Below are 24,771 nucleotides of genomic sequence, written 5' to 3'. Positions count from 1 at the left end.
CGATTTCTTACCGGGCGACTCCGGCAGGTATGCTTGATCTTCGCGCCCCCGGTTGACTGGACAAGCCGGACGGGGGTGCACTGGCAAGTTGCCCGAGCGGCCAAAGGGAGCTGACTGTAAATCAGCCGCGTAAGCTTCGGGGGTTCGAATCCCTCACTTGCCACCATGTGACTCAAGGCCCTCGCGTAGCGGGGGCCTTCAGTCTTTCTCGTCCGGATCACTCACCATCCGAAGGCGTTCAACACGGCAGAACCTAGGGCATAGGCTGCCGCTATCAGGCCGGCAGCTGCGACGGTTGCGACGATCTTCGTCATCACGCCGAATCTCGGTTCGTACGGCGGAGGAGCATCCTCGGGCCCGAGCAGCGGCTCCCACAGGGCTGACCCGGTCTCTGGCTTCTCGAAATAGGCGACGTGCTCGCGCCACACCGCGCGTCCCGCGCGGATCGGCACATAGCGCACAGCCGCCGCGGTGTCCAGGTGCCCGAAGCACACCGGGTCAGCGAGCGACTTGACCATGATGACAGGACAGTCTGGCGACTGCGTGAGGTCGGACGGCCACCGCGCGAGCTTCCGGAGCAGCAGTGCCGACAGGAGCGAGAACGTGGCGAAACCGAGCAGCAGTGGTAGGTGCGCGAGAAAGGATCCCGTCAGGTCCCACGGCGCCTGACGCATAGGTTCGAGTCCCGCGGTCGGCTTAACCGCGCCGGAGACGACGGAGAGGAACGAATCCAGCAGTGTCCAGATGAAGCCGCCGAGTGTTTGCAGCAGAGAGGCGACGAGAAGACTGAACAGCAGCGGCGAGATGAGCACGTAGCACCACAGCACGTAGGGCAGAGACCGGCTGCGCCGCATTGTGCGTGCGACCGCCAGCGGTATCAGCGCGCCGCCCACCCAGATGCACGCGTCGATCCCGCCGTCCAGAGCCAGCCGGCGACCGATCTCCGCACCCTGGGAATGTCCGACGAGCACCACGTGATCGGAAGAATCGCGCACATCGTTGAGTTGCGCGCGCAGCCGCGAGAGAACGTCGTCGTCGAGTTCGTCGGAGCGGTACAGCCACGCGTCTCCCATCGTCGAGAGGACGATGTCGGTCAGTCTCGGCCAGGCATCGGGCCTCCTGATGATCACGAGGTTCGCTATGACCAGGACGATCATCAGGGCCGGCAGGAACAGCAGAGCGAAGGCCGCCGCCGCGATGCCCAGGACCTCCCACGGATACTTCCACCGCCGCGGCGCGGTCTGAGCCGCAGCCTGGAGATCCAGCATCCATCCCGCGATCACCATCAGCGTCATGAACGGTGTCACTCGCAGCATCCAGCGCAGCACGCGGCCGAGCGGTGGGGGCGTGACATGTCCGTCCCACCAGCCGTCGATGAATCGCACGAGGACACTGCCGTCGGTGGACCGCAGCACTGAGGAGTCCTCGGATGCGGGCGATCCGGCTTCTTCGAGGTCAATGCCCAATGTGCTGGCGGCGTCGCTGAAGGCACTCGCCACGTCGCCTGCCGTCTCACCCTCTCCTTGGCGTCCGATGCCATGGATCGCGAAGTAGGCAACCCGCACCTGCGCCGTTTCGGGGGTCGCCCCGGGAGGTGGAGACGCGTCCGCTGGCTCCGTGGATTCCTGCTCTCTCATGCCGCCCACGGTAGAGCGGGCCTACGACATCAAAGAATCACCACGCGCGATCATTCGGATGCTCCTGTGGTGATCGTCGCTGACTCGAACCATGCTGCTCCCTATGGGGCTGCGGCAGACGCTCCCAGGTCACCCTCAGGAGTTTTGGTATACCATTTCGATCTTGACCTGAGGAGGCGCACATGACCACGAATCGCACCATCCGCACGGGCGTGATCGCGCTCATCACCGCGCTCGCCGTCGGCGTCCTGACGGCGTGCTCTCCGGCATCCGGCAGGTCCGGCAACAGCGGGTCCGACGCGACCAAGGCGCTGTGGAGCGCGGTCGACTCCGGGGATGCCGACGCCGCCCGGCAGGCCATCGACGACGGCGCCGATCTCGAGTCGCGCGGCCCGAACGACGCGACCCCGGTGATCGCAGCGACCAAGAAGAACGATGCACGAGTCGCCCGGGTCCTCATCGACGCGGGCGCCGACGTGAACGCCAAGGACGGCATCCAGGACTCCGCATTCCTCTACGCCGGCGCTGAGGGCCTCGACGAGATCCTGAAGATGACCATCGACGCGGGCGCCGACGTGAAGAGCACCAACCGCTACGGCGGCACAGCGCTCATCCCGGCGAGCGAGCACGGGCATGTCAGCACGATCCGCATCCTGATCGCCGCAGGCGTGCCGCTCGACCATGTGAACGACCTGGGCTGGACCGCGATGCACGAGGCGATCGTCCTGAACGACGGCGGCCCGGATCAGGTCAAGGCCGTGCGCCTGCTGCTCGAGGCGGGAGCGGACCCGAGCATCACCGAGAACGGCGGATTCACCGCGCGCGAGCTCGCCGAGCAGAAGGGCTACGACGAGATCGTGGCCGTGATCGACGCGGCGGCGTGAGCGAGTCGGGTCCCCGCTGATCGCCCCACAGGCTCGCGCGGCCGGCTGTTGCGTCCCCGGCCGCGCGACACCCCTTCGTGGCGGATCCTTCTTAGACTGAATCGATGCGACCACTCACCGAGGACCAGATCCGCGCGTCTATCCGCAACGCGGATGCCGATGAGATCGCCCAGATCGGGATGCCGCACGACTTCATCCTGACCGACTGGGACTATCTCGACTTCCTCGCCTGGCGCGACCCGGAGTCCAGCCGCCGTGCAGTCGTGATCGTGGAGCACGAGGGCCAACCGATGGGGATCGTGCTGCGCGCCACCGACCCCGCACGGGTGCGGTCGGGCATGTGCAACATCTGCCATACGCTCCAGCCGGGCAACCAGGTGGCACTGCTCACTGCGCGCCGTGGGGGAGCGAAGGGCCGCCGCGGCGACAGCGCGGGCACCTATATTTGCGCGGACCTCTCGTGCCATGACAACGTGCGGCTGGCGCATCCGCTGGCTCCGAACGAGGTGCGTGCGCCCGGACAGGTCGACACGCGCCTGGACGGCACGCGTCACCGCATGGAGGCGTTCGTCGTGCGGGTCCTGTCTGAGGACTGACATGAACCTCAGTCCCAGCTAGGCTGAGACTCAAGATCTGCGTGTTGGAGCGTCGAAGGAGAGCCATGACCGATCCCATCCTGTTCACGGTCGACCAGGGGCTTGCCCGGCTGACGCTGAACCGCCCCGCCAGCCTGAACGCGTTCGACGCCGACCTCGCCCACGCCTGGCGCGACGTCACCGCCGAGGCCGTCGCACGCGACGATGTGCGTGCGATCCTGCTGGATGCCAACGGCCGTGCCTTCTGCGCCGGCGGGGACGTGCTCGCGATGGCGAGCGAAATGGGCAGCGGTGAGGACATCACCGCGCTCGCGCACGTCATCAACGAGGGCATCCTTTCGCTGACCACCTCGTCGATCCCGGTGGTCGCGGCAGCGCACGGCACGACCGCCGGCGGCGGCCTCGGAATCCTGATGTGCAGTGACTACGCCGTCATCGGCGCGGGGTCCAAGATCGGCAGCCTGTACGCCAACATCGGACTCACGCCCGACCTGTCGGTCACCGCGCAGCTGGCGCGGGCGATCGGCGAGCGCCGCGCACTGCAGCTGGTGCTGCAGGACCGGATGCTGTCCGCCGACGAGGCCGTGGAATGGGGTCTGGTCGCTGAGGCCGTCGCCGGCACCGAAGGTGCGGATGCCGAGGCGGAAGCGGATGCCGTGCGCGAGCGCGCCGAGCAGGTCGCACGCTTCTGGTTGAAGGGTGCCTCCGGCGCGTACGGGCAGGCCAAGCGCCTGATCCGCTCGCAGCCCACGCGCACGTTCGCCGAGCAGGTCGCGGAGGAGGCGCGTTCCATCGGCGAGGCGTTCGACACGCCTGATGCCAAGGCGCGTGTCGCCGCGTTCGCCGCGGCATCCAGCAAGTCCGCGCGCTGACTCGCACCGGCCGGGTTATCCACAGCCGGCGGGCCGTCATGGCGCCGCATGGCAGGATGGGATGACCATCGCCGGGAGGATCAGCATGTCCGACAGCACGCCACGTTCCGAAGTCCAGCAGATGTCGTCGAAGCTCATGCGCTCGGCCATCTGGATCGCGATCGGATCGCTGATCGCAGCGGCCCTGGTCTGCGTCGTCTGGGTGCTGATCGGCGACCAGGACGGGATCATCGGCCGGGCGTTCCTGACGATCCTGCTGCTCGCGGTGTTCGCCGGCATCGCGATCATGGAGTCGCATCTCGCGGAGCATCGGCCGGAGTGGCTGGCCCTCTCGAGCATGATCACCTGGATCGTCGCGCTGCTGGTGGGTGCGGTGAAGATCTGGATGCCGGAGCACGACCCGTTCGGCGGATGGTCGCTGCTGCGCTTCTGGCAGCTGCTCCTCGTGGTCGGGATCATGCAGCTCGCGCTGGTGCACGTGCGCCTGTTCCTGCCGGCGTCGAAGCGCTACGTCACCACCTTCACGCGCGTGATCGCGATCGTCACCATCGCGCTGCTCGCGCTGCTGGTGGCGCTGCTGGTCTTTTACCTGACTTTCCCCGACCTCTTCCGCTACGACGACCTGTACTGGCGTATCGTGATCGCACTCGCGATCCTGGTGGCTGTGGGAACGACGCTCATTCCGCTGCTGAACGCCCTGTTCGCTCCGAAGAAGAAGCCCTCGTTCGCGCCGCACGTGGCTCCGGTGGGTCCGCCGCAAGGCGCGGCGGTCGCTCCGCAGACGGCCCAGGGCGTCACCGCGTGGCCGACCTACGCCGACGGGCGCACCCCGCTGCCCGTCCTGCCCGACGGCTCGCCGGACTGGAACGCCTACTACACGGGACACCCGACCTACGCGGTACCGGCGCAGTCCTTCCCGACGCTCCCGCCCGCGGCGCCGGCGGCACAGGTACCGGATGCTGCGGCGCCGACCGCTCCGGGTGCCGCTCCTCAGTCCTTCCCGATCCAGGACGCGACGCCTCCGGCCGCTCCGGTTCAGCCGTTCCAGGCGCCCGTCGCGCCGGCATCCGCTGAGCCGTCCCCGCCGGACGCCGCGCCGCAGTCGCCACCGGCGTACGACGCGTTCCCGCCGCCGCCTCCCGCGGCTCCGGGGGCGGGTCTGTGAGCGCGGTCGAGCTCGGCGCACTCGCGGCCGACATCGCCCGCGAGGCCGGCGAGCTCGCGAAGCGCCGTCGCGGCGAGGGGGTCTCGCTGGCAGCCACCAAGTCGACGCTGGCAGACATCGTGACCGAGGCGGATCGCGAGGTGGAGCAGCTGATCCGCGAACGTCTGCGCACCGAGCGCCCTGGCGACGGGTTCCTGGGGGAGGAGACGGGTGCAGAGCGAGGCTCCACCGGCCTGACCTGGGTGGTGGATCCGATCGACGGCACCGTCAACTACGCCTACGGCATCGGCGCCTATTCGGTGAGCATCGCCGTCGTCGAGGGCGAGCCCGATCCCGAGCAGTGGGACGGGGTCGCGGCCGCGGTGTCCGCTCCTGCGCTCGGCGAGCTCTTCACGGCTGCCCGCGGCGAGGGCGCCTGGCTCGACGGCATCCGTCTTCGCGTGACCGACGAGACGCCGGCCGGTGCCCTCCTCGGCACCGGGTTCGGCTACGACCCGGCCACGCACGACGGCGACCTGGCGATGGTGCGCCGGGTGATGACCATGGCGCGCGACCTGCGCAGGATGGGATCCGCCGCGATCGACCTGTCCTATGTGGCGGCGGGCCGGCTGGACGGATTCTTCGAACGGGGTCTCAACCCGTGGGACTTCGCGGCGGGGGCGATTCTCGTCCGTGAGGCCGGCGGCGCGGTGAGCCGACTCGAGCTCGACGCCGCACGGCCGATGCTGGTCGCCGGAGGCGCGGCCGTGCACGATCGGCTGCGGTCGATCGTGTCCGGTGCTGGGGCGGGCGGCTGACGCGAGTTTGTTCAGACCCATGGCTTTCCCAGCCATGTGCCTGTACAGTGTTTATCTGTTCGTTACTTTCGTCGCCCGAAGGCGGAAGTGACCAAGCGCCCCCGAGCTTTGAACATGACCCGAGAGATCTGACTTGTCACCTGTACGTCCTGAGGTTGAAGCCGCGCCCACGCGTCGTTCCAACCGGCTCCGCGTTGCAGCACACGAGACTCCGATGACCCCCGATGCGGTGCAGGCGATGTCGCCCGCCGCGCAGGTCGTCACCCCCACGGATGCCGCCACCCCGGCCGATGCCGTGACCGGTGCTCCGCTGAGCCGCCGTGCGCGCCGCCTGTCGCAGTCCACCGAGACCCCGGTCATCCCGTCGCCTGCCGGCCCGCTCGCCGAAGAGGACGTCCGGTCCCTGTTCGAGCCGGCGCCGAAGCTCGCGCAGGATGCCGACGCTGCGTCGCCGGTCGAAGCCGACCCGGCCGCCACGACGGAGTTCGTCATCGCCCCTGAGGCCGCCGTCACCGACGAGCCCGTGCTCGCCGAGGCGACCGCGCCGGTCGACGCCGAGACGTTCGTCGCCGCGCCCGTGCAGCCCGTCGTCACGAAGCCGGCGCCCGCCTCCGACGAGGACGTCTTCGCCCGGGCATCCGACGCCTTCGGTTTCTCGCCCGTGGAGGACTCGCATCAGGCATCCGAGGCCCCGAAGGCGAGTCGCCCGGCCAAGGCGCCTGCTCACATCGCTCCCCGTCGCATCATCCGCCGTCGCATCGCCGCCGCGGGCGCGTCCCTCGGCGTCATGGGTGTCGCAGGAATGATCGCCGTGTCCATGACCCTGCCCGCCAGCGCGGTCGCTGCGGTGCAGAACAACGGCTCCGGCGCGACCGCATCCCTGGTCGCCTCAGCCGCGCCCGCCAAGAAGGTCGCCGACGACGAGATCCAGGCCTACGTCGCCTCCGCCGCGGTGGAGGACGAGGATCTGGCTCGTGAGGGCGAGTACTCCACGGTCTCGCTGCTCGACGTCGCTGCCGAAGAGGGCATCAAGCGCGTCTCCAACAGCCTCTACACCAACGACCCGAACGCCGCGATCCAGTGGCCGTTCATGGTCGGCGTGGCCATGAGCTCGCCCTACGGCATGCGCAACGGCCGCATGCACGCGGGCATCGACCTCGTGCCCGGCGCAGGTGCCACGATCCAGGCGATCGCCGACGGAACGGTCCGCATCGCGACCGAGTCCGGCGGTGCTTACGGCGTGACCGTGTACGTGGATCACGTGATCGACGGCCAGGTCGTCACGAGCCACTACGCGCACATGCAGCACGGCTCGCTGGCGGTCAAGACCGGCCAGAAGGTCAAGGTGGGCGACACCATCGGAAAGGTCGGCAACACCGGCCGCTCCTACGGTGCGCACCTGCATTTCGAGATCATCATCAACGGCTCGACCGTCGACCCGCTTGCGTGGATGCGCAAGAACGCGGGCCGGTACTCGTACTGACGGCTCGCGTCTGCCGCGCAGGCACGCCCGGCCGACGCGAACTGCCGTCACGATTTCGTGGCTGGCCGTCGCGGATGATAAGCTCATCTGGTTGTCCTGAAGAGGACAGCACGCCCCGATAGCTCAGTGGCAGAGCACTTCCATGGTAAGGAAGGGGTCGTCAGTTCAATCCTGACTCGGGGCTCGCAGCATTCGATTTTCGAAGCGGATGCGCTGCGGCAGGGTAGCTCAGTTGGTGAGAGCGCACGACTCATAATCGTGAGGTCGCGGGTTCAAGCCCCGCTCCTGCTACAGATGAAAACCCCCGGTGAAGCCGGGGGTTTTGTCGTATCACGAGCGTTCTTCTGGGCTTCCGTATCACTGATACCAATTTGGATGTATCATTGATACGTGACGACGAGAACAGTGATACTCGCGAAGGCCGCCGAGCTGCTCGCCCAATCGGTTTCAGGCGAGATCTCCACACGCGCGGTGTGCGAGGCGGCCGGGGTCACCCAGCCCGTGCTCTACCGGCTCTTCGGCGACAAGGACGGCCTGCTCGCCGCCGTCGCCGACCGGGTGTGGGGTGAGTATCTCGAGATGAAGCGGGCGGCCGAGCCCTCGTCCGACCCGCTCGACGATCTGCGGACCGGCTGGGACAACCACACGGCGTTCGCGCTGCGGCATCCGCATGCCTATCGCCTCGTCTTCGCGTCGTCGCTGGCCACCCGCCCTGCGGCGTTCGCCGAGGCGATGGGGCTTCTCCAGGGCATCCTGAACCGACTCGCCGAGGCCGGACGGCTGCGTGTCGCGCCCGCCGAAGCCGCCCGCATCGTGATGGCGGCGAACAGCGGCGTCGCACTCGGCCTCATCCTGCGCCCCGAGAGCTACCCGGAGGCCACGGCGTCCGTCGCCACGCGGGATGCCGTGTTCGGCGCCCTCATCACCGATGCCGCACCCGGCCACCCTCTCGCAGCAGCGGCCACCACGCTCGCCGCCCACCTCGGCTCAGCCGAGACGTTCACACCTGCAGAGCGCAGCCTGCTCGCCGAATGGCTGCAGCGACTCGCCTGAGCACAGACACACAAGGAGAAGCATCATGAGCACCACCACCCAGACCTCCCGTGTCGCCCTCGTGACGGGCGGCTCCGGCGGCATCGGCAAGGCCGTCGCCTCGCGCCTGGCGGCCGACGGGTTCGCCGTCGCCGTGCACTACGCGGGCAACAAGGCCAAGGCCGAGTCCGTCGTCGCCGAGATCGCCGCAAACGGCGGACAGGCCATCGCCGTCGGCGGCGACGTCGCCGACGAGCAGGACATGCAGACCGCCTTCGCGGCCGTCGCGCAGGCCTTCGGAGGCGTCGACGTCGTCGTGAACACCGCAGGCGTCATGATCCTGGGCCCTGTGGCGGACTACTCGCTCGACGACTTCGACCGCATCGTGCGCACCAACCTGCGCGGCACGTTCGTCGTCTCGCAGCTGGCAGCCAGGACAGTGCGCGCCGGCGGCGCGATCATCAACTTCTCCACCAGTGTCACCCGCACGCAGTTCCCGGCCTATGGCCCCTATGTCGCCACCAAGGCGGCGGTGGAGAGCCTCTCGCTGATCCTGGCGCGTGAGCTGCGCGGCCGTGACATCACGGTGAACGCCGTCGCACCCGGCCCGACTGCCACGCCGCTGTTCCTCGAGGGCAAGAGCGATGAGGCCGTGCAGGGTCTCGCGAAGGCCGTGCCCCTCGAGCGCCTCGGCCAGCCGGATGACATCGCCGAGACGGTCGCCTTCCTCGCCGGTCCTGCGCGATGGGTGAACGGCCAGGTCATCTTCACGAACGGCGGTCTGGCGTGAAGACCGTCATCAGCGTCACCGTCAGCCGACCGAGGAGCATCTCATGACCACCCTTCCCTCCGCCATCCAGGCCTTCATCGACGCGACGAACAACGGCGACACCGACGCGTTCGTCGCCGCGTTCACCACGGACGCCTACCTCAATGACTGGGGTCGCGAGTTCCACGGTCGAGACGGCGTGCGCTCCTGGGACCGCACGGACAACATCGGCAAGCAGTCGCACTTCGAGCTCGTCTCGGCCGAGCCGGGCGAGGCGACCGGCGCGTTCGTCGTCACGCTGACCGTCTCGGGGAACGGATACAACGGGACCGGTCCGATGGTGTTCGAGTTGCGCGACGGGCTCATCTCGAGCCTGATCATCAGCGGATGACTGCCCTCATCTTCGGTTGCGGTGACCTCGGCACCGAGGTCGGGCTCCGGTTGCACGCGGCGGGGGAGCAGGTGATCGGCTGGCGCCGCAACCCGCCTGCCGGCCCGCAGCCGGGCATCGAGTTCGCCGCCGTCGACATCGTGGCGGGCTGCGAATGGCCAGGGGCCGACCTTCTGGTGATCGCCGCCGCGCCCGGCCGAGACGACGGCTATGAGGACACCTACCTGACCGGGCTGCAGCACGTGCTGCAGTCGATGGATGCTGCCGGCGCCGCGCCCCGGCGTGCGCTGCTCGTCTCATCCACCGCCGTCTACGGCTCCACCTCCGGCGACGTCGACGAGACCACGCCGATCGCGGCGCCCGAGGGACGCGCCGCCGTGCTGCTCGAGGCCGAGCGCCGCTTCCTGGACTTCTTCACGGGGAGCGAGACGGATGCCGTGATGCTGCGCCTCGGCGGCATCTACGGTCCCGGCCGCACGCGGCTGATCGATCAGGTGCGCGAGGGGCGAGCCGTGATCCCGCGGACCCCGGCCGTGACCAATCGCATCCACCGCGACGATGCGGCGGCCGCCGTGCTGCACCTGCTCACCCGCCCGCAGAGGCCCGAGCAGCTGTACCTCGGCGTCGACGACGCCCCCGCCGAGCTCGGCGATGTGCTGAGGTTCATCGCCGACCGCCTCGGCATGCCCGAGCCGCCCGCCGGCGAGGTGGAGCGCACGCGCGGGGGAGCTCGGCGCTGCTCGAACGCCCTGCTGCGGGCATCCGGATTCCGGTTCGCGTTCCCCGATCACCGTGCCGGCTACGCGCACCTGCTGAAGGATCCCCGCCCGCGTCACCCGTGAGCGGACGGCCGTGAACGGCGTCGCTCACCGGGGCCGATAAACTCGTGAGGATGACTGGTACGCGCGCCGAGGCGGCATATTCCCGCTCTCTGGCAGCGTTCAGAACGCCGACCCTGGGGCTGCTGCACGGGCGTCAGGCGCCCTTCGTGATCGCCGCGCTGTCGATGCTCTTCTCCGCCGACCGGCCTTCCGTCCCGATCGCGGATGCCCATGCCGAGGTCGCCGAGGCTCTGGACGAGTTGCGGGCCGCCGGCTACGACGATGACGACCGCCGCATCCCGGCCGGCACCGGCCGCGAGGTGTGTCGCACCTGGGCCAAGCAGGGCTGGCTGGTGCAGCAGATCGACGACGACGTGGAGGTCTACCGGCTCTCCGCGCACGCCGTCGAGGCACTGGAGATCACCGGGCGCACCGGCGGCGGACGCACCCGCGTCTCCAACTCACGGGTGCGCACGCTGCTCGAGGCCGTCGAGCGGCTCTCGGACGACGCCGAGGCCGATCCGGTCAAGCGCATCGCCCGGCTCACCGCCGAGCGGGACGCCCTGGACGCCGAGATCCTCAACATCCAGGCGAACGGCGCGGTGCCCCTCGACGACGAGGAGCTGTACGAAGAGGCCGAGAACGTGCTGCACCTCGCCCGCGAGCTGCCGGCCGACTTCACGCGCGTCGCGGAGTCGCTCAAGCAGATGCAGCGCGATGTCGTCTCCCACCTGCGCCGAGACGACCGGCCGACCGGCGACGTGCTGCGCGAGTACCTGCAGCGCGCCAAGGACGTCATGCAGTCCACGCCGGAGGGCCGTGCCTTCGCCGGCGCCCTGCGGCTGATCGGCGACGCCGACCGCATCGACGCCCTCACCGAGCAGTTGCACGGCCTGCTCGCGCAGCCCTTTGCCCGCTTCCTCGACCCGGCGCAGCGCATCGAGTTCGACGCGATCGGACGCCGGGTGGAACTCGGCGTCGAAGAGGTGCTGGCGGCGCAGCGGCGGGCATCCCACGTCATCACCGGCCAGGTGAAGACCCACGACCCGCTGCGCGACCGGCAGATCGACGAACTGCTGCGCGACGTGATCGCCGGACTGCACGAATGGTCCAAGGACGCGCCGTCATCGGCATCCGTCGACCCCGTCCGCAGCCTCCCGCTGATCGACCTCGGCCGGCTGCGGCAGACCGTCGGCGACGTCCGTCCTCCGGGCGCACCCGCACCGCTCACGGATGCCGACGACGTGGAGTACCTCGAGGCCGATTCCCGCTCGTGGGGCGGCCCGCACTACGCCGAGCTGGAGGCGTTCGTCGCCGGGCTCGGCGCAGAGTTCGACCTCGGAGAGGCGTTCGCCCACGCCCCCGACGACACCCGCCGGCCCGTCGACCTGGTCGGCCTGCTGGAGATCGCGCACCGCAACGGAATGACCGAGCACGACGAGATCTCCACCGCCGACACCCTGCGTCCGGACGGCACCACGCGACGATTCGCGTTCGGGGCGGTGACGGCCCGCTCTGCGGCCACCGTGCCCGACGCGACCAAGGAGGATCAGGATGCCTGAGACGACGACCGACCCGGGTCGCATCGATGCCGGTGCGGATGCAGCCGCACCCGCCGCCTTCACCCGCGAGACCGGAGCCGAGGAGGAGATCGTCGGTTCCGAGGCCTCGGAACCGACGATTACCTCCCGCGCTGACAGCGCCGACCCCGGCAGCGCCGAAGACGAAGGCGCCGACCTCCCCGACGACCCGTTCATCGCGCCCGTCGCCATGGAGGACGACCTCGACGAGCTGTTCCCCGGCGACCGCGGCACGCTCGACGCCGAGATCCGCCGCGTGCTCGTGCACGTGCTGCAGCGCCGCTTCCTCAGCGCCGAGGGCAACCGCGCGGAGTGGAAGCTGCTGCTGGAGCACCAGCAGATCATCGAGTCGCGCATGCACGACCTGTACCTGCGGCTGGTCGTCGACCTCGGCCGAGGCCTGGCGTACAAGCAGCAGGTGCGCTCCGACGAGTTCGAGGTGCCGATCCTGCTGAAGGACGCCCCGTACAACCGCACCGAGACGCTGGTGCTCGTGCACCTTCGCACGGTGTTCCAGCGGGAGTCGGCGGCGGGGGAGTCCGCCCCACGCATCGACATCGAGGACGTCGAGCAGACCGTGCTCAGCTACCTGACGGATGCCGATGGAAGCCCCGCGCGTCAGCAGAAGGCCATCCGCGCGGCTCTGGACAGGCTCGACCGCGAAGGCGTGATCGACGAGGAGACCACCGGACGCTACCGCATCAGCGCGCTGGTCGAGGTGGTGCTCAGTGCCGAGAAGCTCGCCGAGCTGCGCGCCTGGCTGCGCCGCCAGCAGCAGGAGCAGAAGAGGGAGAACGCCGGATGACCATGCTCGACACGCTCTTCGGCCTGATCCCCGCCGAGTCCCGAGGCCAGCAGTGGGTCGCCGAGGACCTGCAGCTCGTGAACTGGGGCGGCTACGACGGCGGCCCGCACCGGGTGCGGTTCTCGCCGAACGCCACCCTGCTGTGCGGAGGCTCCGGCTCCGGCAAGTCCACGCTGATGGACGCCTACATCGCCCTGATGATGCCGCACACCACGCCCTTCAACGGTGCGTCCAACGGCGGCGTCACCGGCCGTCCGCGCGGTGACGAGCAGCGCAACATCCTGTCCTACGGCCGCGGCAAGATCGACGAGTCCCGCACCGAGGAGGGTACCAAGCTGCGCGTGCTGCGCGGCGACGGCGAGGACACCTGGACCGCCATCGCGATGACCTGGCGCGACCACGACGACTCGCGCTTCACGGCGATCCGCGCCTGGTACATCCCCGCAGGGGCCCGCATCCTCGAGGACACGGTGCGCGTGCGCGCCACGATCGACGGCGACTTCGACCTGGCCAGGCTCGAATCCGCGGCATCCCAGCGCCTCAGCGACGCGAGCCTGCGTGAGCTCGGTCTGGAGACGCTCGGCACCGACCGCGAGTTCTCCGCCCGACTGCACGCCGTGCTCGGCATCGGCGCGGCGGGATCCGGCGCGAAGGCGATGAGCCTGCTCGCCCGCATCCAGGCCGGCCAGCAGATCACCACCGTCGACGACCTGTACAAGCGTCTCGTGCTCGAGGAGCCCGAGACGATGGCGACGGCGGATGCCGTGGTCGCGCACTTCGACGAGCTGGAGAGCACCCGCACCAGCATGATCACCGCGCGGCAGCAGGTGAACGCGCTGGAGCCGATCGCCGGCATCCGGGAGCGGATCGCGGATGCCGCTGAGCAGACCCGCCTGATCGATGAGATCGGCGACTTCGCCGACCCCGACTCCCGCGCCGCGCTGTGGCGCGCGCAGCGCCGGCTCGATCTGCTGCGCGAGGTGGAGAGCGAGCTCGGAGATCGGAAGCGCGCGCTGGACGCCGGCATCCGCGAGAAGAAGGCGCTCGTCGACGCGGCAGAGGTGGAGCGAGACGGACTGCTCGACGTGCTGCGGCAGTCCGGCGGCGATCGCCTCGAGACCGCGCAGCGCGAGCTGCGGGCGGTCGAACGTCGGCTGGCGGAGGTGCAGCGCGAGCGGGCCAGGGTGGATGCCGTGCTCGACGAGCTCGGTCTGTCGGCCACGACGGCCGAGGAGTTCGCGGCGGTGCTCGCATCCGCGCACGAGGCCGAGGGCGAGAACTCCTCCCGCCGCGCCGCCCGCGCGGCGTTCGCCGACGCCGAGACCGCGCGGCGCTCGCTGATGCGTCGTCGTGGCGAGCTCGACGCCGAGCGGCAGAAGGCGGATGCCGTGCACGGCAGCATTCCCTCGCCCCTGCACGAGGCCCGGATGCTGCTGGCCCGCGCGGCCGGGCTCGATGCTGAAGACCTGCCGTTCGTCGGCGAGCTGATCGAGGTGCGCACGGAGTTCGAGCCCTGGCGCGAGGCGTTCAACCTGGCGCTCGGCGGATTCGCGACGACGCTGCTCATCGACGCGGAGCACGTGTCCGCGTTCCGGGCAGCGATCGACCAGGTGCGCACGCCGATCCGGCTGCGCTACGAGGGCGTGAACACCGGTCTCGCGACGTCGGCCGGCGCCGACGGGCGCACTCTTCCCGGACGGCTCGACTTCCGCCCGACGCCGTTCACGGGCTGGCTGCAGCAGCGCCTCGACGAGCGCTTCGGCTTCGTCTGCGTGGACTCCTCCGCGCAGCTCTCCGCCCACAGCATGGCTCTCACCATCACCGGTCAGATGTCCCAGGGCAACCGCGGGGCGCACGGCGGTCACGACCGCGACAACGTGCTCGGGTTCTCGAACGAACGCCGTCTGCACGACCTCGAGCGGCAGCTGGAGCAGCTCGATGCGCAGATCGTCGCGGCGACGGATGCCGCGGATGCGGCCGAGCAGGCGATGGATGCCATCGAGAACCGGCTCACCGCGTTCGCGAAGATCCAGGACGTGACCTGGGAGCAGATCGACGTCGACGCCCTGGCCCAGGAGGTGGAGCGCTGGGCATCCGTCGAGGCTGAGGTCACCGGGGCGAACCCCGAGATCGCGCAGCTGAAGGAGCAGGCCGAGACGCTCAAGCTCAAGGCATCCGTGCTGCGCGACGAGATCGGTTCGCTGAGCGCGCAGCGCGACCAGGTCGCCGAGCGCTGGGGCGATGTGACCGACGACGTGGACGACTGCCAGCGCGTGATCGATGCCGCGGAGGGCATGGAGCTGGATGCCGGCCAGACCGCGTTCCTCGACGACCGGTTCATCCTCGCCGATGAGTCCGAGGATGCCGCCAGCGACCGCCTCGCGCGACTCGACGTCGCGCTGAAGACGGCCGCGGCGCGGCTCGCGGGCGATCGGCGCGCAGCATCCGAGGCGTACGAGGAGCAGCGAGAGCGGATGCGGCAGCTGATGGCATCCTTCCTGGAGCGCTGGCCGAACCTCAACCTGCTGCCCGACCCCGACGAGTCGGTCGCCGAATTCGAGGGCATCCTGGAGGCGCTGAAGACCAGCGGGCTGCACGAGCTGGAGAGCGAATGGCGCGACAGCCTGCTCGGTCTGTCCGGCAACGATCTGACCAGCCTGGACTCGACGCTGAGCCGGTCGGTGCGCGAGATCAGGGAGCGCATCGAGCCGATCAACAGCATCATGCGCGAGCTGCCGTTCTACGACGACGATCATCGGCTGCAGATCTCGCCGCGGGAGAACCAGTCCGAAGCGCGCAAGCGCTTCCGCCGCGACCTGCGCGAGGTGCGCGGGCTGATCGAGGCGGCCTCCACCGACGAGGAGCGCGAGAACGCGTACCGCCGCATGAGCAGGCTGATCGGTCGCATGCGCCGCACTGCGCCCGACTTCGCCGAGCTGATCGACGTGCGCAACCACGTGCGGGTGTCGGCGGAGCGCGTCGTCGCGGCGACGGGCGAGCACGTCGCCCTGTACGACCACATCGGCGAGAAGTCCGGTGGCGAGTCGCAGGAGCTGGTCGCGTTCATCGTCGGCGCCGCGCTGCGCTACCAGCTGGGGGATGCCGGGGCTGAGCGCCCGCGCTATGCGCCGGTGTTCATGGACGAGGCCCTCATCAAGGCCGACGCGCATTTCACCAAGCGCGCGATCGGCGCCTGGCGGGGCCTGGGCTTCCAGCTGGTGATCGGCGCCCCGAACGACAAGTACAGCGCGATCGAGCCGCACGTCGACGTGGAGTACACGATCCTCAAGGACACCCGAGGCAGGTCCTGGGCCAAGCCGAAGGTGGCCGTCGAGGGCTGACGCGAAGCGGCGACAGGGGAGGCCCGGGGGAGCGAAGCGCCCCCGGGCCTCTGCCGTTGGTCGCGCCGATCGCACCGTTCGTCGCATGAACGCGCACAGTCGGCCGGCGACTCTCCCGCCCGACGACGTTGCTCCCTACCGTGACAGGACGCGATGACGCGCATGAGCACAGAACGCCGGGTGCTCGTCTGACTCGAAGGAGAGTAGATGTTCAACTTCGCCCCCCGGTCCCGAAGAACGGCCCTCCTGGTCGCCGGGACGATCCTCGTCACGGGCCTCGCGTCCACCAGCCTGCTGGCCGGTGCCGCGCAGGGCGCATCGTCCCCATCCGATCATTCCTCCAGCTCCTCGAAGCGGGTGCTGCACACCATCGACGCGCCGGCCGCCATCGGTCCCTACTCGCAGGGGATCGCCGCAGGCAGGACGGTCTACGTGTCGGGGCAGCTGCCCATCGACCCGACCGTCGGCAAGATCGACAACTCCCAGTCGATCGCGGAGCAGACCGCGCTGTCGGTGAAGAACATCAGGGCGGTGCTCAAAGAGGCGAGGCTGACGCTCGACGACGTCGTGAGCACGACCGTGTACCTCGCAGACATGAACGACTTCGCCGCCTTCAACACGGTCTACGCCGAGTACTTCGGCACCGAATCCGCGCCGGCTCGCGCGACCGTCCAGGTCGCCGCGCTGCCTCAGGGCGCAAAGGTCGAGATCAGTGCGATCGCCGTCCACTAGGAGATGAACACCATGGAAACGCATGACACGCAGATCAGCGGTTTCTCGCGCCGCGGTGCCCTCAGGCTGTTCGGCGCCGGCGTCGGCGCAGCGGGCCTCGGCGCGCTCGGACTCGCGCAGCCTGCTGCCGCCGCGCCGCTTCCCGCGGTCGTCCCGGCTGCCGGCGACGCGGGATTCTGGAGGAAGGTCGAGCAGATGTTCGTGCTCGACAAGAGGATCCTCTACATGAACGTCGGCACGGTCGGCTCGCCGCCGCGTCAGGTGCTGGACGTCGTGGATGCCGTGCACCGCCAGGTCGCCCGCGATGCCGAGGCCTCGTACAGCGACTTCGCGGACGTGCGCCAGGTGATCGCCACCGCGCACGGCGTCGACAAGGATGAGATCGTCATCACGCACAACACCTCGGACGGCATGTCCAAGGCACTGCTCGGGCTGAACCTGCGCGAGGGCGACGAGATCCTGACGACCAACCACGAGCACGGCGGCGGCAACACCCCGATGGCCCTGCTGCAGGACCGCCAGGGCGTCGTCATCAAGCGGGTGGAGCTGCCGATCGGTGACAAGCAGACCGCCGAGGACTACGTGGAGCTCTTCCGCGCCGGCATCACCAGCCGCACCAAGCTGATCATGTTCTCCGCGCCCACCTACCTCACCGGCACGATGCTGCCGATCAGGGAGCTGGCGGTGCTGGCGCAGGAGCACGGGATCACGACCCTCGTCGACGGCGCGCACATCCCCGGGATGATGAACTACGACTTCCGCGAGCTCGGGGTCGACTTCCTCGCGGCATCCGCCGCGAAGTGGCAGTGCGCACCCGGCGGCACCGGCATCCTCTACATCCGCAACCGCATCACGGCCGCGAACCCGAATCCGCTCCCGGAGTTCTGGCCGATCGTATCGTCGGGGTACCCGACGAACGGGTCGGTCGACCTGCGGCACCGCGACCCCTCGCAGGACATCGGCAAGTACCTCCAGTCCGTCGGCAACGGCACCAAGGCCCTCAACGCCGGCGTGCAGAAGGCGGTCGAGGTGTGGAACGAGATCGGGCGCCAGCGCATCCACGATCACGTCGTGGGCCTCGGCGACTACGCGAAGGAGCAGATCGTCGAGCGGTGGGGGATCGACGCGCTGTACTCGGCGAAGTCCGACCAGCGTCTCACCTGCGCACTGACCGGGTTCAACCCGTTCCAGAACCCGGCCGATGTGAAGGACGCGAACAAGTCGTCCGAGTTCGTCGCGCGGCTCCTGGACGAGTACCGGGTCGAGATCCGCAACACCGCGGTGCCGATCATCGGTGATTCCGTCCTGCACCGTCCCGTGCGCGTCTCGACGCACCTGTTCCATCAGCAGGAGCACGTCGACCGCATGATCGACGCCGCCTGGAAGCTCTCCAAGCGGATGGCCTGACCTCGGCGACGCGGCCGGCTCATCCGCCCAGCGGATGAGCCGGCCGTGAACGTCGCCCGACCTCGCGCACTCGCAGCGCACCCGACCTGCCCGCGTCTCAAGGAGGAGACCATGACCACACCTTCCGCAGCCGGCGACGGCACCCACTCCGCCGCACAGGCGCTCGACACACCGCCCACAGCCGTCACCGAGGAGGACCGGCGGCGGGACTCCCGCTGGACCCTTCCCAAGATCCTGATCTGGGTGGCGATCGCCCTGCTCGGCGCCGTCGCCTGGACGATGCTCGCGTTCGTGCGCGGCGAGACCGTCAACGCCATCTGGTTCGTGTTCGCCGCGGTGTGCACGTACCTCATCGGCTACCGCTTCTACTCCAAGGTGATCGAGAGGCACCTGCTGCGACCCGATGACCGTCGCGCCACCCCCGCCGAGATCCGGGAGGACGGCAAGGACTACGTCCCGACCGACCGCCGCGTGCTCTACGGCCACCACTTCGCCGCCATCGCCGGGGCGGGCCCCCTGGTCGGCCCCGTGCTCGCCGCGCAGATGGGATTCCTGCCTGGCACGATCTGGATCATCGTCGGCGTCGTGCTCGCCGGCGCGGTGCAGGACTACACCGTGCTGTTCTTCTCCATGCGGCGCGGTGGCCGCTCCATCGGACAGATGGCGCGCGACGTACTGGGCAGGATCGGCGGAACGGCCGCCATCATCGCCTCGCTGCTCATCATGATCATCATCATCGCGATCCTCGCGCTGGTGGTCGTCAACGCCCTCGGTGAGAGCCCGTGGGGCGTGTTCAGCGTCGCGATGACCCTGCCCATCGCGCTCTTCATGGGCCTCTACCTGCGGTTCCTGCGCCCGGGGCGCATCACCGAGGTGTCGCTGATCGGCTTCGTGCTGCTGATCGCCGCGATCGTCGGCGGAGGCGCGGTGGCCGGCACCGAGTGGGGACAGGCGATGTTCCACCTCGACCGCTCCGTGATCGCGTGGGGCATCATCGTCTACGGCTTCATCGCCGCGATCCTCCCGGTGTGGCTGCTGCTCGCGCCCCGCGACTACCTGTCCACGTTCATGAAGATCGGCGTGATCGTGATGCTCGCGGGAGCGATCGTCCTGGTCCGGCCCGAGATCACGGTCCCCGCCTTCACGGACTTCGCGTTCACCGGCCTCGGGCCGGTGTTCTCCGGACCGCTGTTCCCGTTCCTCTTCGTCACGATCGCGTGCGGTGCGCTGTCCGGCTTCCATGCGCTGATCTCCTCCGGCACCACCCCGAAACTGGTGGAGAAGGAGCGCCAGACCCGCTTCATCGGCTACGGCGGGATGCTGATGGAGTCGTTCGTGGCGATCATGGCACTGGTGGCCGCGATCTCGATCGACCAGGGGATCTACTTCGCGATGAACGCGCCGGCCGCACTCACCGGCGGCACCGCCGAGAGCGCCGTGGCCTTCGTCAACTCGCTGGGCCTGACCGGTCCGAGCCTGACTCCGGACGTGCTCACGTCGACGGCCGCGGCCGTGGGCGAGGAGAGCATCATCTCCCGCACCGGCGGGGCGCCGACGCTCGCGCTCGGATTGGCGCACATCATGCACCAGATCGGCGGCGGCACGGCGATGATGGGCTTCTGGTACCACTTCGCCATCATGTTCGAGGCGCTGTTCATCCTCACCGCCGTCGACGCCGGCACCCGTGTCGCGCGCTTCATGCTGCAGGACTCGATCGGCGCCTGGGTGCCGAGGTTCCGCGACAACAGCTGGCGCCCGGGCGTCTGGATCTGCACCGCGATCATGGTCGCCGGGTGGGGGTACATCCTGATCCTGGGAGTCACCGATCCGCTGGGCGGGATCAACACGTTCTTCCCGCTGTTCGGCATCGCCAACCAGCTGCTGGCCGCGATCGCGCTCGCCGTGGTGTTCGCCATCGTCGCCAAGCGCGGGCGGGACTACGTGCGCTGGCTGTGGATCATCGGCGTGCCGCTGGTCTTCACCGCGGTGATCACCATCACGGCCTCGATGTACAAGATCTTCTCGCCGGTGCCGAGCATCGGGTACTGGGCCAACAACGCGAAGTACCGAGCCGCGCAGGCCGCCGGTGACGACGCGCTGGGCGCCCCTGAGGTGATCGAGGCCGTGATCCGCAACACCGCGGTGCAGGGCACGCTGTCGATCGTGTTCGTCGTGCTCACGATCGTCGTGATCATCGTCGCTGCGGTCGTCGCGATCTCGGCGATCCGCCGTGGCGCCGAAGACGACGGCGAGGACGCTCCTCAGCCGTCCCGCCGTTTCGCGCCGGCGGGTCTGATCACCACGCGCGCCGAGCGCGAGCTCGAAGCGCAGTGGCGCGACGTCGGCGCCGGGCATGGCCGCTGATGGCCGTGTCCCCGGTGGACGCCGTCCCCGCACCCGTCGCCTTCTGGCGGCGGGTGCGGGGCTGGGCTTCCAGCATCCGCTGGTATCTCACGACTCTGATGGGTGACCGTGCGTACGACGTCTATGTCGGGCACTGCCGGGCACAGCATCCGGATGCCGCGATCCCCACCGAACGCGAGTTCTGGCGGGACCGGATGGCGGCGCAGGATGCGAACCCCGGGGCGCGGTGCTGCTGACAGGACCCCGCTGGCGACCGTATGGTGAAGGCATGACCGACCAGGTACTGCTTTCGGGCGGGCTGGGAGCGGCAATCGGGGGGCTGCTGACACTCGTACTGCTGTGGGCGCGACGCTTCGCGCGAGGATCCCGAGATCTCGGCGGAGAGGCCGAGCGGGCCACGAGCCGCACGCTCCACCTCGCCGGCCTCGCCGCCGCCGAGCTCCGTGCTGATCAGGGCCCTGAGCTCGTGCGCGCAGCCCGGCATCTGCGGAATCTTCTCGGTGTGCACGCCGTCGCGTTCGTGGCGCCGGACGGCTCCGTCGCCACCGACGGCGCCGTCGCAGGACTGGAGACGGCATCGCGGGAGATCGCCGCACGCGTGCAGGAGACCGGCCGGAGGCAGGTGTTCCCCGGGACCGGAGCCCAGGATCGGACGACCCTCGAGGCGGTGGGCGCCCCGATGACCGTGGACGGCGAGAGCCGCGGCATCCTGATCGCCTACTCCGACCAGGTGCGCGGACGGCTCGTGCGCGCCACCGGCCAGGTCGCGGAGTGGTGCGCCGCTCAGATCGCGCTGACGGAGCTGGAGGCCTCGCGTGCCAGCCTCGCCGAGGCCGAGCTGCGGGCCTTGCGCGCGCAGATCAGCCCGCATTTCATCTACAACTCGCTGGCCGCGATCGCCTCGTTCATCACCACGGATCCCGAGCGGGCCAGAACGCTCGTGCTCGACTTCGCCGACTTCACCCGTTACTCGTTCCGCAAGAAGGGCGAGTTCGCCACCCTCGCGCAGGAACTGGGCAGCATCCGCAACTACCTCGAACTGGAGCGGGCGCGGTTCGGCGACCGGCTGGACGTGCAGCTGCGCATCGCCCCCGAGACCCTCTCGACCGTGATCCCCTTCCTGTCGGTGCAGCCGCTGGTCGAGAACGCGGTCCGACACGGGCTCGAGCCTCTCGCATCCGGGGGCCGGATCATCATCGCCGCCGCCGACGAGAGCACGCACACCGAGGTCTCGGTCGAGGACGACGGAGCCGGCATGGATCCGGCTGCGGTCCGGCGCGCGCTCGCCGAGGAGAGCGCGCAGGGCACGCACGTCGGGCTGCGCAACGTCGACACGCGTCTGCGCCGGCTGTACGGACCCGAGGGCGGGCTGATCATCGAGACGAACCTCGACGCGGGGACGCTGGTGCGGATGCGGATCCCGAAGTCGCAGCCGCTGCACGAGACGGAGGAGCGATGATCATCGACGTGCTGGTCGCGGACGACGAGCCGCCGGCGCTCGCCGAGCTCGTCGCGCTGCTGGAGGCGGATGCCAGGATCGGCGCCATCCACGCGGCGTCCACCGGCGCCGATGCGCTGCGGATGCTCTCGAGCGAGGCCGTCGAGGCCGTCTTCCTCGACATCCACATGCCCGGAGTCGACGGGTTCGATCTCGCGCGGGCGCTGGGACGATTCGCGCAGCGACCGGCCCTCGTGTTCGTCACCGCCGACGACGCCGGAGCTGTGACGGCCTTCGACCTGGACGCGCTCGACTACGTGCTCAAGCCCGTCCGTCCCGAGCGCCTGCGTCGCGCGATCGACCGGGTGTTCGCCGACGCACGGGCGAAGGAGGCCGCCGACGACGTCGACACCGGGACGGTCGCCGTTCCGGTCGGGCAGTCCGTACGGCTGGTGCGCCGCGCCGACGTGCGCTGGGTGAAGGCGGAGGGCGACTACTCGCGGCTGTGGACGGAGGCGGGCGACACGCACCTCGTGCGCATCCCGATCTCCGAACTGGAGGAGCGCTGGGAGGCCGCGGGCTTCGTGCGCATCCACCGCTCGTACCTCGTCCAGGCCGACGCGATCACGGGAGTGCGGCTGACCGGCCCGCTGCCGGTGGTGGAGCTGCCCGAGGTCGAGCTGCCCGTCAGCCGGCGCCTCATCCCCGCGGTGCGGAGCCGACTCGTGAAGGTGGACAGCCGATGAGTCACGGCGACGGCGGTCGTCCGGCGCGCGTTCGGGTCTCGTTCCAGTCTCCGGCCCGTTCTGCCGACGCAGCGCGGGCGTCCAGCGGCGCCGCACCTGCGGTGCGGCCGGTCCGCGAGGTCGAGTCGGTGTTCCTCACCGATCTGATGCGCGCACAGCTGCGCCTGGCCGGCGCCTGCCTGATCGGGTTCGTGCTGGTCTCGCTCACGCTGACCGTCGCGATCATGATCATCGCGAACACGATCGACCTGCCGGTCTTCGGGGTGCCGCTGTCGTGGCTGCTGCAGGCGTATGCGTACTATCCGATCATCCTGGGCTTCGCGGTGGTGTTCGCCCGCAACGCGGCGCGCAACGAGCGCCGATTCCGGATGCTCGCGGACGCGGACTCCGTGCAGGGCGGTGCCGACGGATGAGCGTCGTTCTCGATCTCTCGGCGTTCGTGCTCGTACTCGTTGCCACCGTCGTGCTGGCGGTGATGGGCGTGCGGATGAGCCGCACCACGAGCGACTTCTTCGTGGCGTCCCGCAGCGCCCGACCGGTGTGGAACGCCTCCGCGATCAGTGGCGAGTATCTCAGCGCGGGCACGTTCCTGGGGCTCGCCGGGCTCGTACTGCTGGTCGGCTCGGACGGGTTCTGGTTCCCGATCGGGTACGCGGCCGGATATCTGCTGCTGCTGCTGTTCGTGGCTGCGCCGCTGCGACGCAGCGGCGCGTACACGATCCCCGACTTCGTGGAGGCTCGGCTGGAGTCCCGCACCGTGCGCCGGGTCACGAGCCTGCTGGTGCTGGTGATCGGCTGGCTGTACATCGTCCCGCAGCTGCACGGGGCGTCACTGACGCTGGGCGTCGTGGCGGATCTGCCGCCCTGGGTCGGCGCGGTCGTCGTCGCCGTCGTCGTGTCGGGCATCGTGGCGGCCGGTGGCATGCGCGCGATCACGGTCGTGCAGGCCATGCACTACTGGGTCAAGCTCAGCGCGCTGGCCATTCCGGCTGTGCTCATGCTGATCGTGCTGTCGGGGCGGGAGCCGTCGTCCGACCCGGTGGTCGCCTTCCCCGCGGAGCTGGGGCCGGTGGCGGCGGATCCCTATTCGACGGCATCCCTGATGATCGCGCTGCTGCTGGGCACGATCGGCCTCCCGCACGTGCTGGTGCGGTTCTACACCAGCCCGGACGGGGCCTCTGCGCGGCGGACGACGGTGCTCGTCGTCGCGATGATCGGCCTGTTCTACGCGGTGTCGGGCACGCTCGGGCTGATCGCGCGCGTCGCCGCACCCGATCTGGCGCTCCCGGGGGTGGCCGACACGGTCGTTCTGGCGCTGCCCGCCCGGCTGCTGCCCGAGCCGCTCGGCACCATCGTCACGGCGATCGTCGTCGCCGGCGCCTTCGCGGCGTTCCTGGCGACGTCGTCAGGTCTGGTGGTCTCTCTTGCGGGCGTGATCAGCCAGGACCTCTTCGACGGGTCGGTGCGGTCGTTCCGTCTGTCGGCCGTGCTGTGCGTCGTCGCACCGCTGATCGTGGCGCTGCTGACCGGACCGGAAGCCCTGGTGTCGAGCGTCGGCACGGTGTTCCTGGTGGCGGCGACCAGCCTGACTCCGGTCATCCTGCTCGGCGTGTGGTGGCGCGGTCTGACCGCCCGAGGGGCGCTCGCGGGGATGCTGGTGGGCGCGCTCACGGTGGGCGCGTCGCTGATCGCGTCGATCGCCCTCGACCCGCAGGCGCGCGCCGCGGCTTCCTGGATCGTGCAGCCCGCGGCGTGGGCGATCCCGCTGGTCGTCGTGGTGATCGTGCTGGTCTCGCGGTGGGACCGGCGGCGGATCCCGGGCCGCGCGGAGTGGTATCTCACACGCCTGCACCTGCCGGAGCGCAGCGGCGACCCCGGCTGAGAGTCGCTCGTACTTCGGCGGGTCTCCGG

The 24,771-nt window shown here is 69.6% G+C and carries 22 protein-coding genes and 3 tRNA genes; 24 read left to right on the top strand and 1 reads right to left on the bottom strand.

Features of this window, described 5'->3' with window-relative positions; translation table 11 throughout:
• The first annotated feature begins 82 nt into the window (after positions 1 to 82).
• Positions 83 to 166: transfer RNA gene (locus MIAR_RS10020), tRNA-Tyr, on the top strand.
• A 55-nt stretch (positions 167 to 221) separates the two neighbouring features.
• Here MIAR_RS10020 and MIAR_RS10015 read toward each other — a convergent pair.
• Positions 222 to 1,637 carry a hypothetical protein gene (locus tag MIAR_RS10015; RefSeq protein ID WP_285634945.1) on the bottom strand — a complete coding sequence of 472 codons (1,416 nt, stop codon included), beginning with the start codon at positions 1,635 to 1,637 and terminating at the stop codon, positions 222 to 224.
• Positions 1,638 to 1,819: 182 nt separating this feature from the next.
• On the opposite strand from MIAR_RS10015, the gene MIAR_RS10010 reads away from it, so the two are divergent.
• The 23 genes from MIAR_RS10010 (at position 1,820) to MIAR_RS09900 (ending at position 24,742) form a co-directional block, all read left to right on the top strand.
• Complete coding sequence (locus tag MIAR_RS10010) at positions 1,820 to 2,521, top strand: ankyrin repeat domain-containing protein (RefSeq protein ID WP_285634942.1); 702 nt, start codon at positions 1,820 to 1,822, stop codon at positions 2,519 to 2,521.
• Positions 2,522 to 2,625: 104 nt separating this feature from the next.
• On the top strand, positions 2,626 to 3,117 hold the full coding sequence (locus MIAR_RS10005; RefSeq protein ID WP_285634939.1) for an FBP domain-containing protein: 492 nt from the start codon (positions 2,626 to 2,628) through the stop codon (positions 3,115 to 3,117).
• Between the two features lie 65 nt (positions 3,118 to 3,182).
• A complete protein-coding gene (locus MIAR_RS10000; protein ID WP_285634936.1) occupies positions 3,183 to 3,989 on the top strand; it encodes an enoyl-CoA hydratase/isomerase family protein in 807 nt (268 codons plus the stop codon).
• Between the two features lie 85 nt (positions 3,990 to 4,074).
• A complete protein-coding gene (locus tag MIAR_RS09995; protein ID WP_285634934.1) occupies positions 4,075 to 5,154 on the top strand; it encodes a hypothetical protein in 1,080 nt (359 codons plus the stop codon).
• Positions 5,151 to 5,951: an inositol monophosphatase family protein gene (locus MIAR_RS09990; protein ID WP_285634931.1), complete on the top strand. Its 801-nt coding sequence runs from the start codon at positions 5,151 to 5,153 to the stop codon at positions 5,949 to 5,951. Before MIAR_RS09995 ends, MIAR_RS09990 begins: the two co-directional genes overlap by 4 nt.
• Positions 5,952 to 6,165: 214 nt before the next feature.
• Positions 6,166 to 7,434: a M23 family metallopeptidase gene (locus MIAR_RS09985; RefSeq protein ID WP_285634928.1), complete on the top strand. Its 1,269-nt coding sequence runs from the start codon at positions 6,166 to 6,168 to the stop codon at positions 7,432 to 7,434.
• Positions 7,435 to 7,546: 112 nt separating this feature from the next.
• Positions 7,547 to 7,618: transfer RNA gene (locus MIAR_RS09980), tRNA-Thr, on the top strand.
• 33 nt (positions 7,619 to 7,651) lie between these two features.
• Positions 7,652 to 7,725 (top strand) — tRNA-Met (locus MIAR_RS09975).
• A gap of 99 nt (positions 7,726 to 7,824) precedes the next feature.
• The gene (locus MIAR_RS09970) at positions 7,825 to 8,487 is read left to right on the top strand and encodes a TetR/AcrR family transcriptional regulator (protein WP_285634925.1); all 663 of its coding nucleotides are present in this window, start codon (positions 7,825 to 7,827) and stop codon (positions 8,485 to 8,487) included.
• Positions 8,488 to 8,512: 25 nt separating this feature from the next.
• The gene (locus MIAR_RS09965) at positions 8,513 to 9,256 is read left to right on the top strand and encodes an SDR family oxidoreductase (protein WP_285634922.1); all 744 of its coding nucleotides are present in this window, start codon (positions 8,513 to 8,515) and stop codon (positions 9,254 to 9,256) included.
• Between the two features lie 43 nt (positions 9,257 to 9,299).
• Positions 9,300 to 9,626, top strand: coding sequence for a nuclear transport factor 2 family protein (locus MIAR_RS09960; protein ID WP_285634920.1), 327 nt, complete (start codon positions 9,300 to 9,302; stop codon positions 9,624 to 9,626).
• Positions 9,623 to 10,468, top strand: a complete 846-nt coding sequence (locus MIAR_RS09955; protein WP_285634918.1) for an NAD-dependent epimerase/dehydratase family protein — start codon at positions 9,623 to 9,625, stop codon at positions 10,466 to 10,468. The genes MIAR_RS09960 and MIAR_RS09955 overlap by 4 nt, the downstream gene beginning before the upstream one ends.
• A 50-nt stretch (positions 10,469 to 10,518) precedes the next feature.
• Positions 10,519 to 12,009 carry a DUF3375 domain-containing protein gene (locus MIAR_RS09950; protein ID WP_285634915.1) on the top strand — a complete coding sequence of 497 codons (1,491 nt, stop codon included), beginning with the start codon at positions 10,519 to 10,521 and terminating at the stop codon, positions 12,007 to 12,009.
• Positions 12,002 to 12,832, top strand: coding sequence for a DUF4194 domain-containing protein (locus MIAR_RS09945; protein WP_425561573.1), 831 nt, complete (start codon positions 12,002 to 12,004; stop codon positions 12,830 to 12,832). Before MIAR_RS09950 ends, MIAR_RS09945 begins: the two co-directional genes overlap by 8 nt.
• Positions 12,829 to 16,173 carry an ATP-binding protein gene (locus MIAR_RS09940; protein ID WP_285634913.1) on the top strand — a complete coding sequence of 1,115 codons (3,345 nt, stop codon included), beginning with the start codon at positions 12,829 to 12,831 and terminating at the stop codon, positions 16,171 to 16,173. The genes MIAR_RS09945 and MIAR_RS09940 overlap by 4 nt, the downstream gene beginning before the upstream one ends.
• A 207-nt stretch (positions 16,174 to 16,380) precedes the next feature.
• A complete protein-coding gene (locus MIAR_RS09935) occupies positions 16,381 to 16,905 on the top strand; it encodes a RidA family protein (protein WP_285634911.1) in 525 nt (174 codons plus the stop codon).
• Between the two features lie 12 nt (positions 16,906 to 16,917).
• Complete coding sequence (locus MIAR_RS09930) at positions 16,918 to 18,312, top strand: aminotransferase class V-fold PLP-dependent enzyme (protein WP_285634909.1); 1,395 nt, start codon at positions 16,918 to 16,920, stop codon at positions 18,310 to 18,312.
• A 111-nt stretch (positions 18,313 to 18,423) separates the two neighbouring features.
• Positions 18,424 to 20,676 (top strand): carbon starvation CstA family protein, encoded by a 2,253-nt coding sequence (locus tag MIAR_RS09925; RefSeq protein WP_285634907.1) that lies wholly within the window; start codon positions 18,424 to 18,426, stop codon positions 20,674 to 20,676.
• Positions 20,676 to 20,912 (top strand): YbdD/YjiX family protein, encoded by a 237-nt coding sequence (locus tag MIAR_RS09920; RefSeq protein ID WP_285634905.1) that lies wholly within the window; start codon positions 20,676 to 20,678, stop codon positions 20,910 to 20,912. Before MIAR_RS09925 ends, MIAR_RS09920 begins: the two co-directional genes overlap by 1 nt.
• A 32-nt stretch (positions 20,913 to 20,944) precedes the next feature.
• On the top strand, positions 20,945 to 22,135 hold the full coding sequence (locus MIAR_RS09915) for a sensor histidine kinase (RefSeq protein ID WP_285634902.1): 1,191 nt from the start codon (positions 20,945 to 20,947) through the stop codon (positions 22,133 to 22,135).
• On the top strand, positions 22,132 to 22,860 hold the full coding sequence (locus tag MIAR_RS09910) for a LytR/AlgR family response regulator transcription factor (protein ID WP_285634899.1): 729 nt from the start codon (positions 22,132 to 22,134) through the stop codon (positions 22,858 to 22,860). The genes MIAR_RS09915 and MIAR_RS09910 overlap by 4 nt, the downstream gene beginning before the upstream one ends.
• On the top strand, positions 22,857 to 23,273 hold the full coding sequence (locus tag MIAR_RS09905) for a heavy metal transporter (RefSeq protein ID WP_285634896.1): 417 nt from the start codon (positions 22,857 to 22,859) through the stop codon (positions 23,271 to 23,273). The genes MIAR_RS09910 and MIAR_RS09905 overlap by 4 nt, the downstream gene beginning before the upstream one ends.
• Entirely contained in the window at positions 23,270 to 24,742 is a 1,473-nt protein-coding gene (locus MIAR_RS09900; RefSeq protein WP_285634895.1) for a sodium/solute symporter, read from the top strand. Before MIAR_RS09905 ends, MIAR_RS09900 begins: the two co-directional genes overlap by 4 nt.
• The last annotated feature ends 29 nt before the right edge of the window (positions 24,743 to 24,771 follow it).

Source organism: Microbacterium arabinogalactanolyticum, from assembly GCF_030268005.1.
GTDB classification, from domain to species: domain Bacteria; phylum Actinomycetota; class Actinomycetes; order Actinomycetales; family Microbacteriaceae; genus Microbacterium; species Microbacterium arabinogalactanolyticum.
Note: the sequence above shows the minus strand (reverse complement) of the source record. Positions and strands in the feature narration are given on the sequence as shown.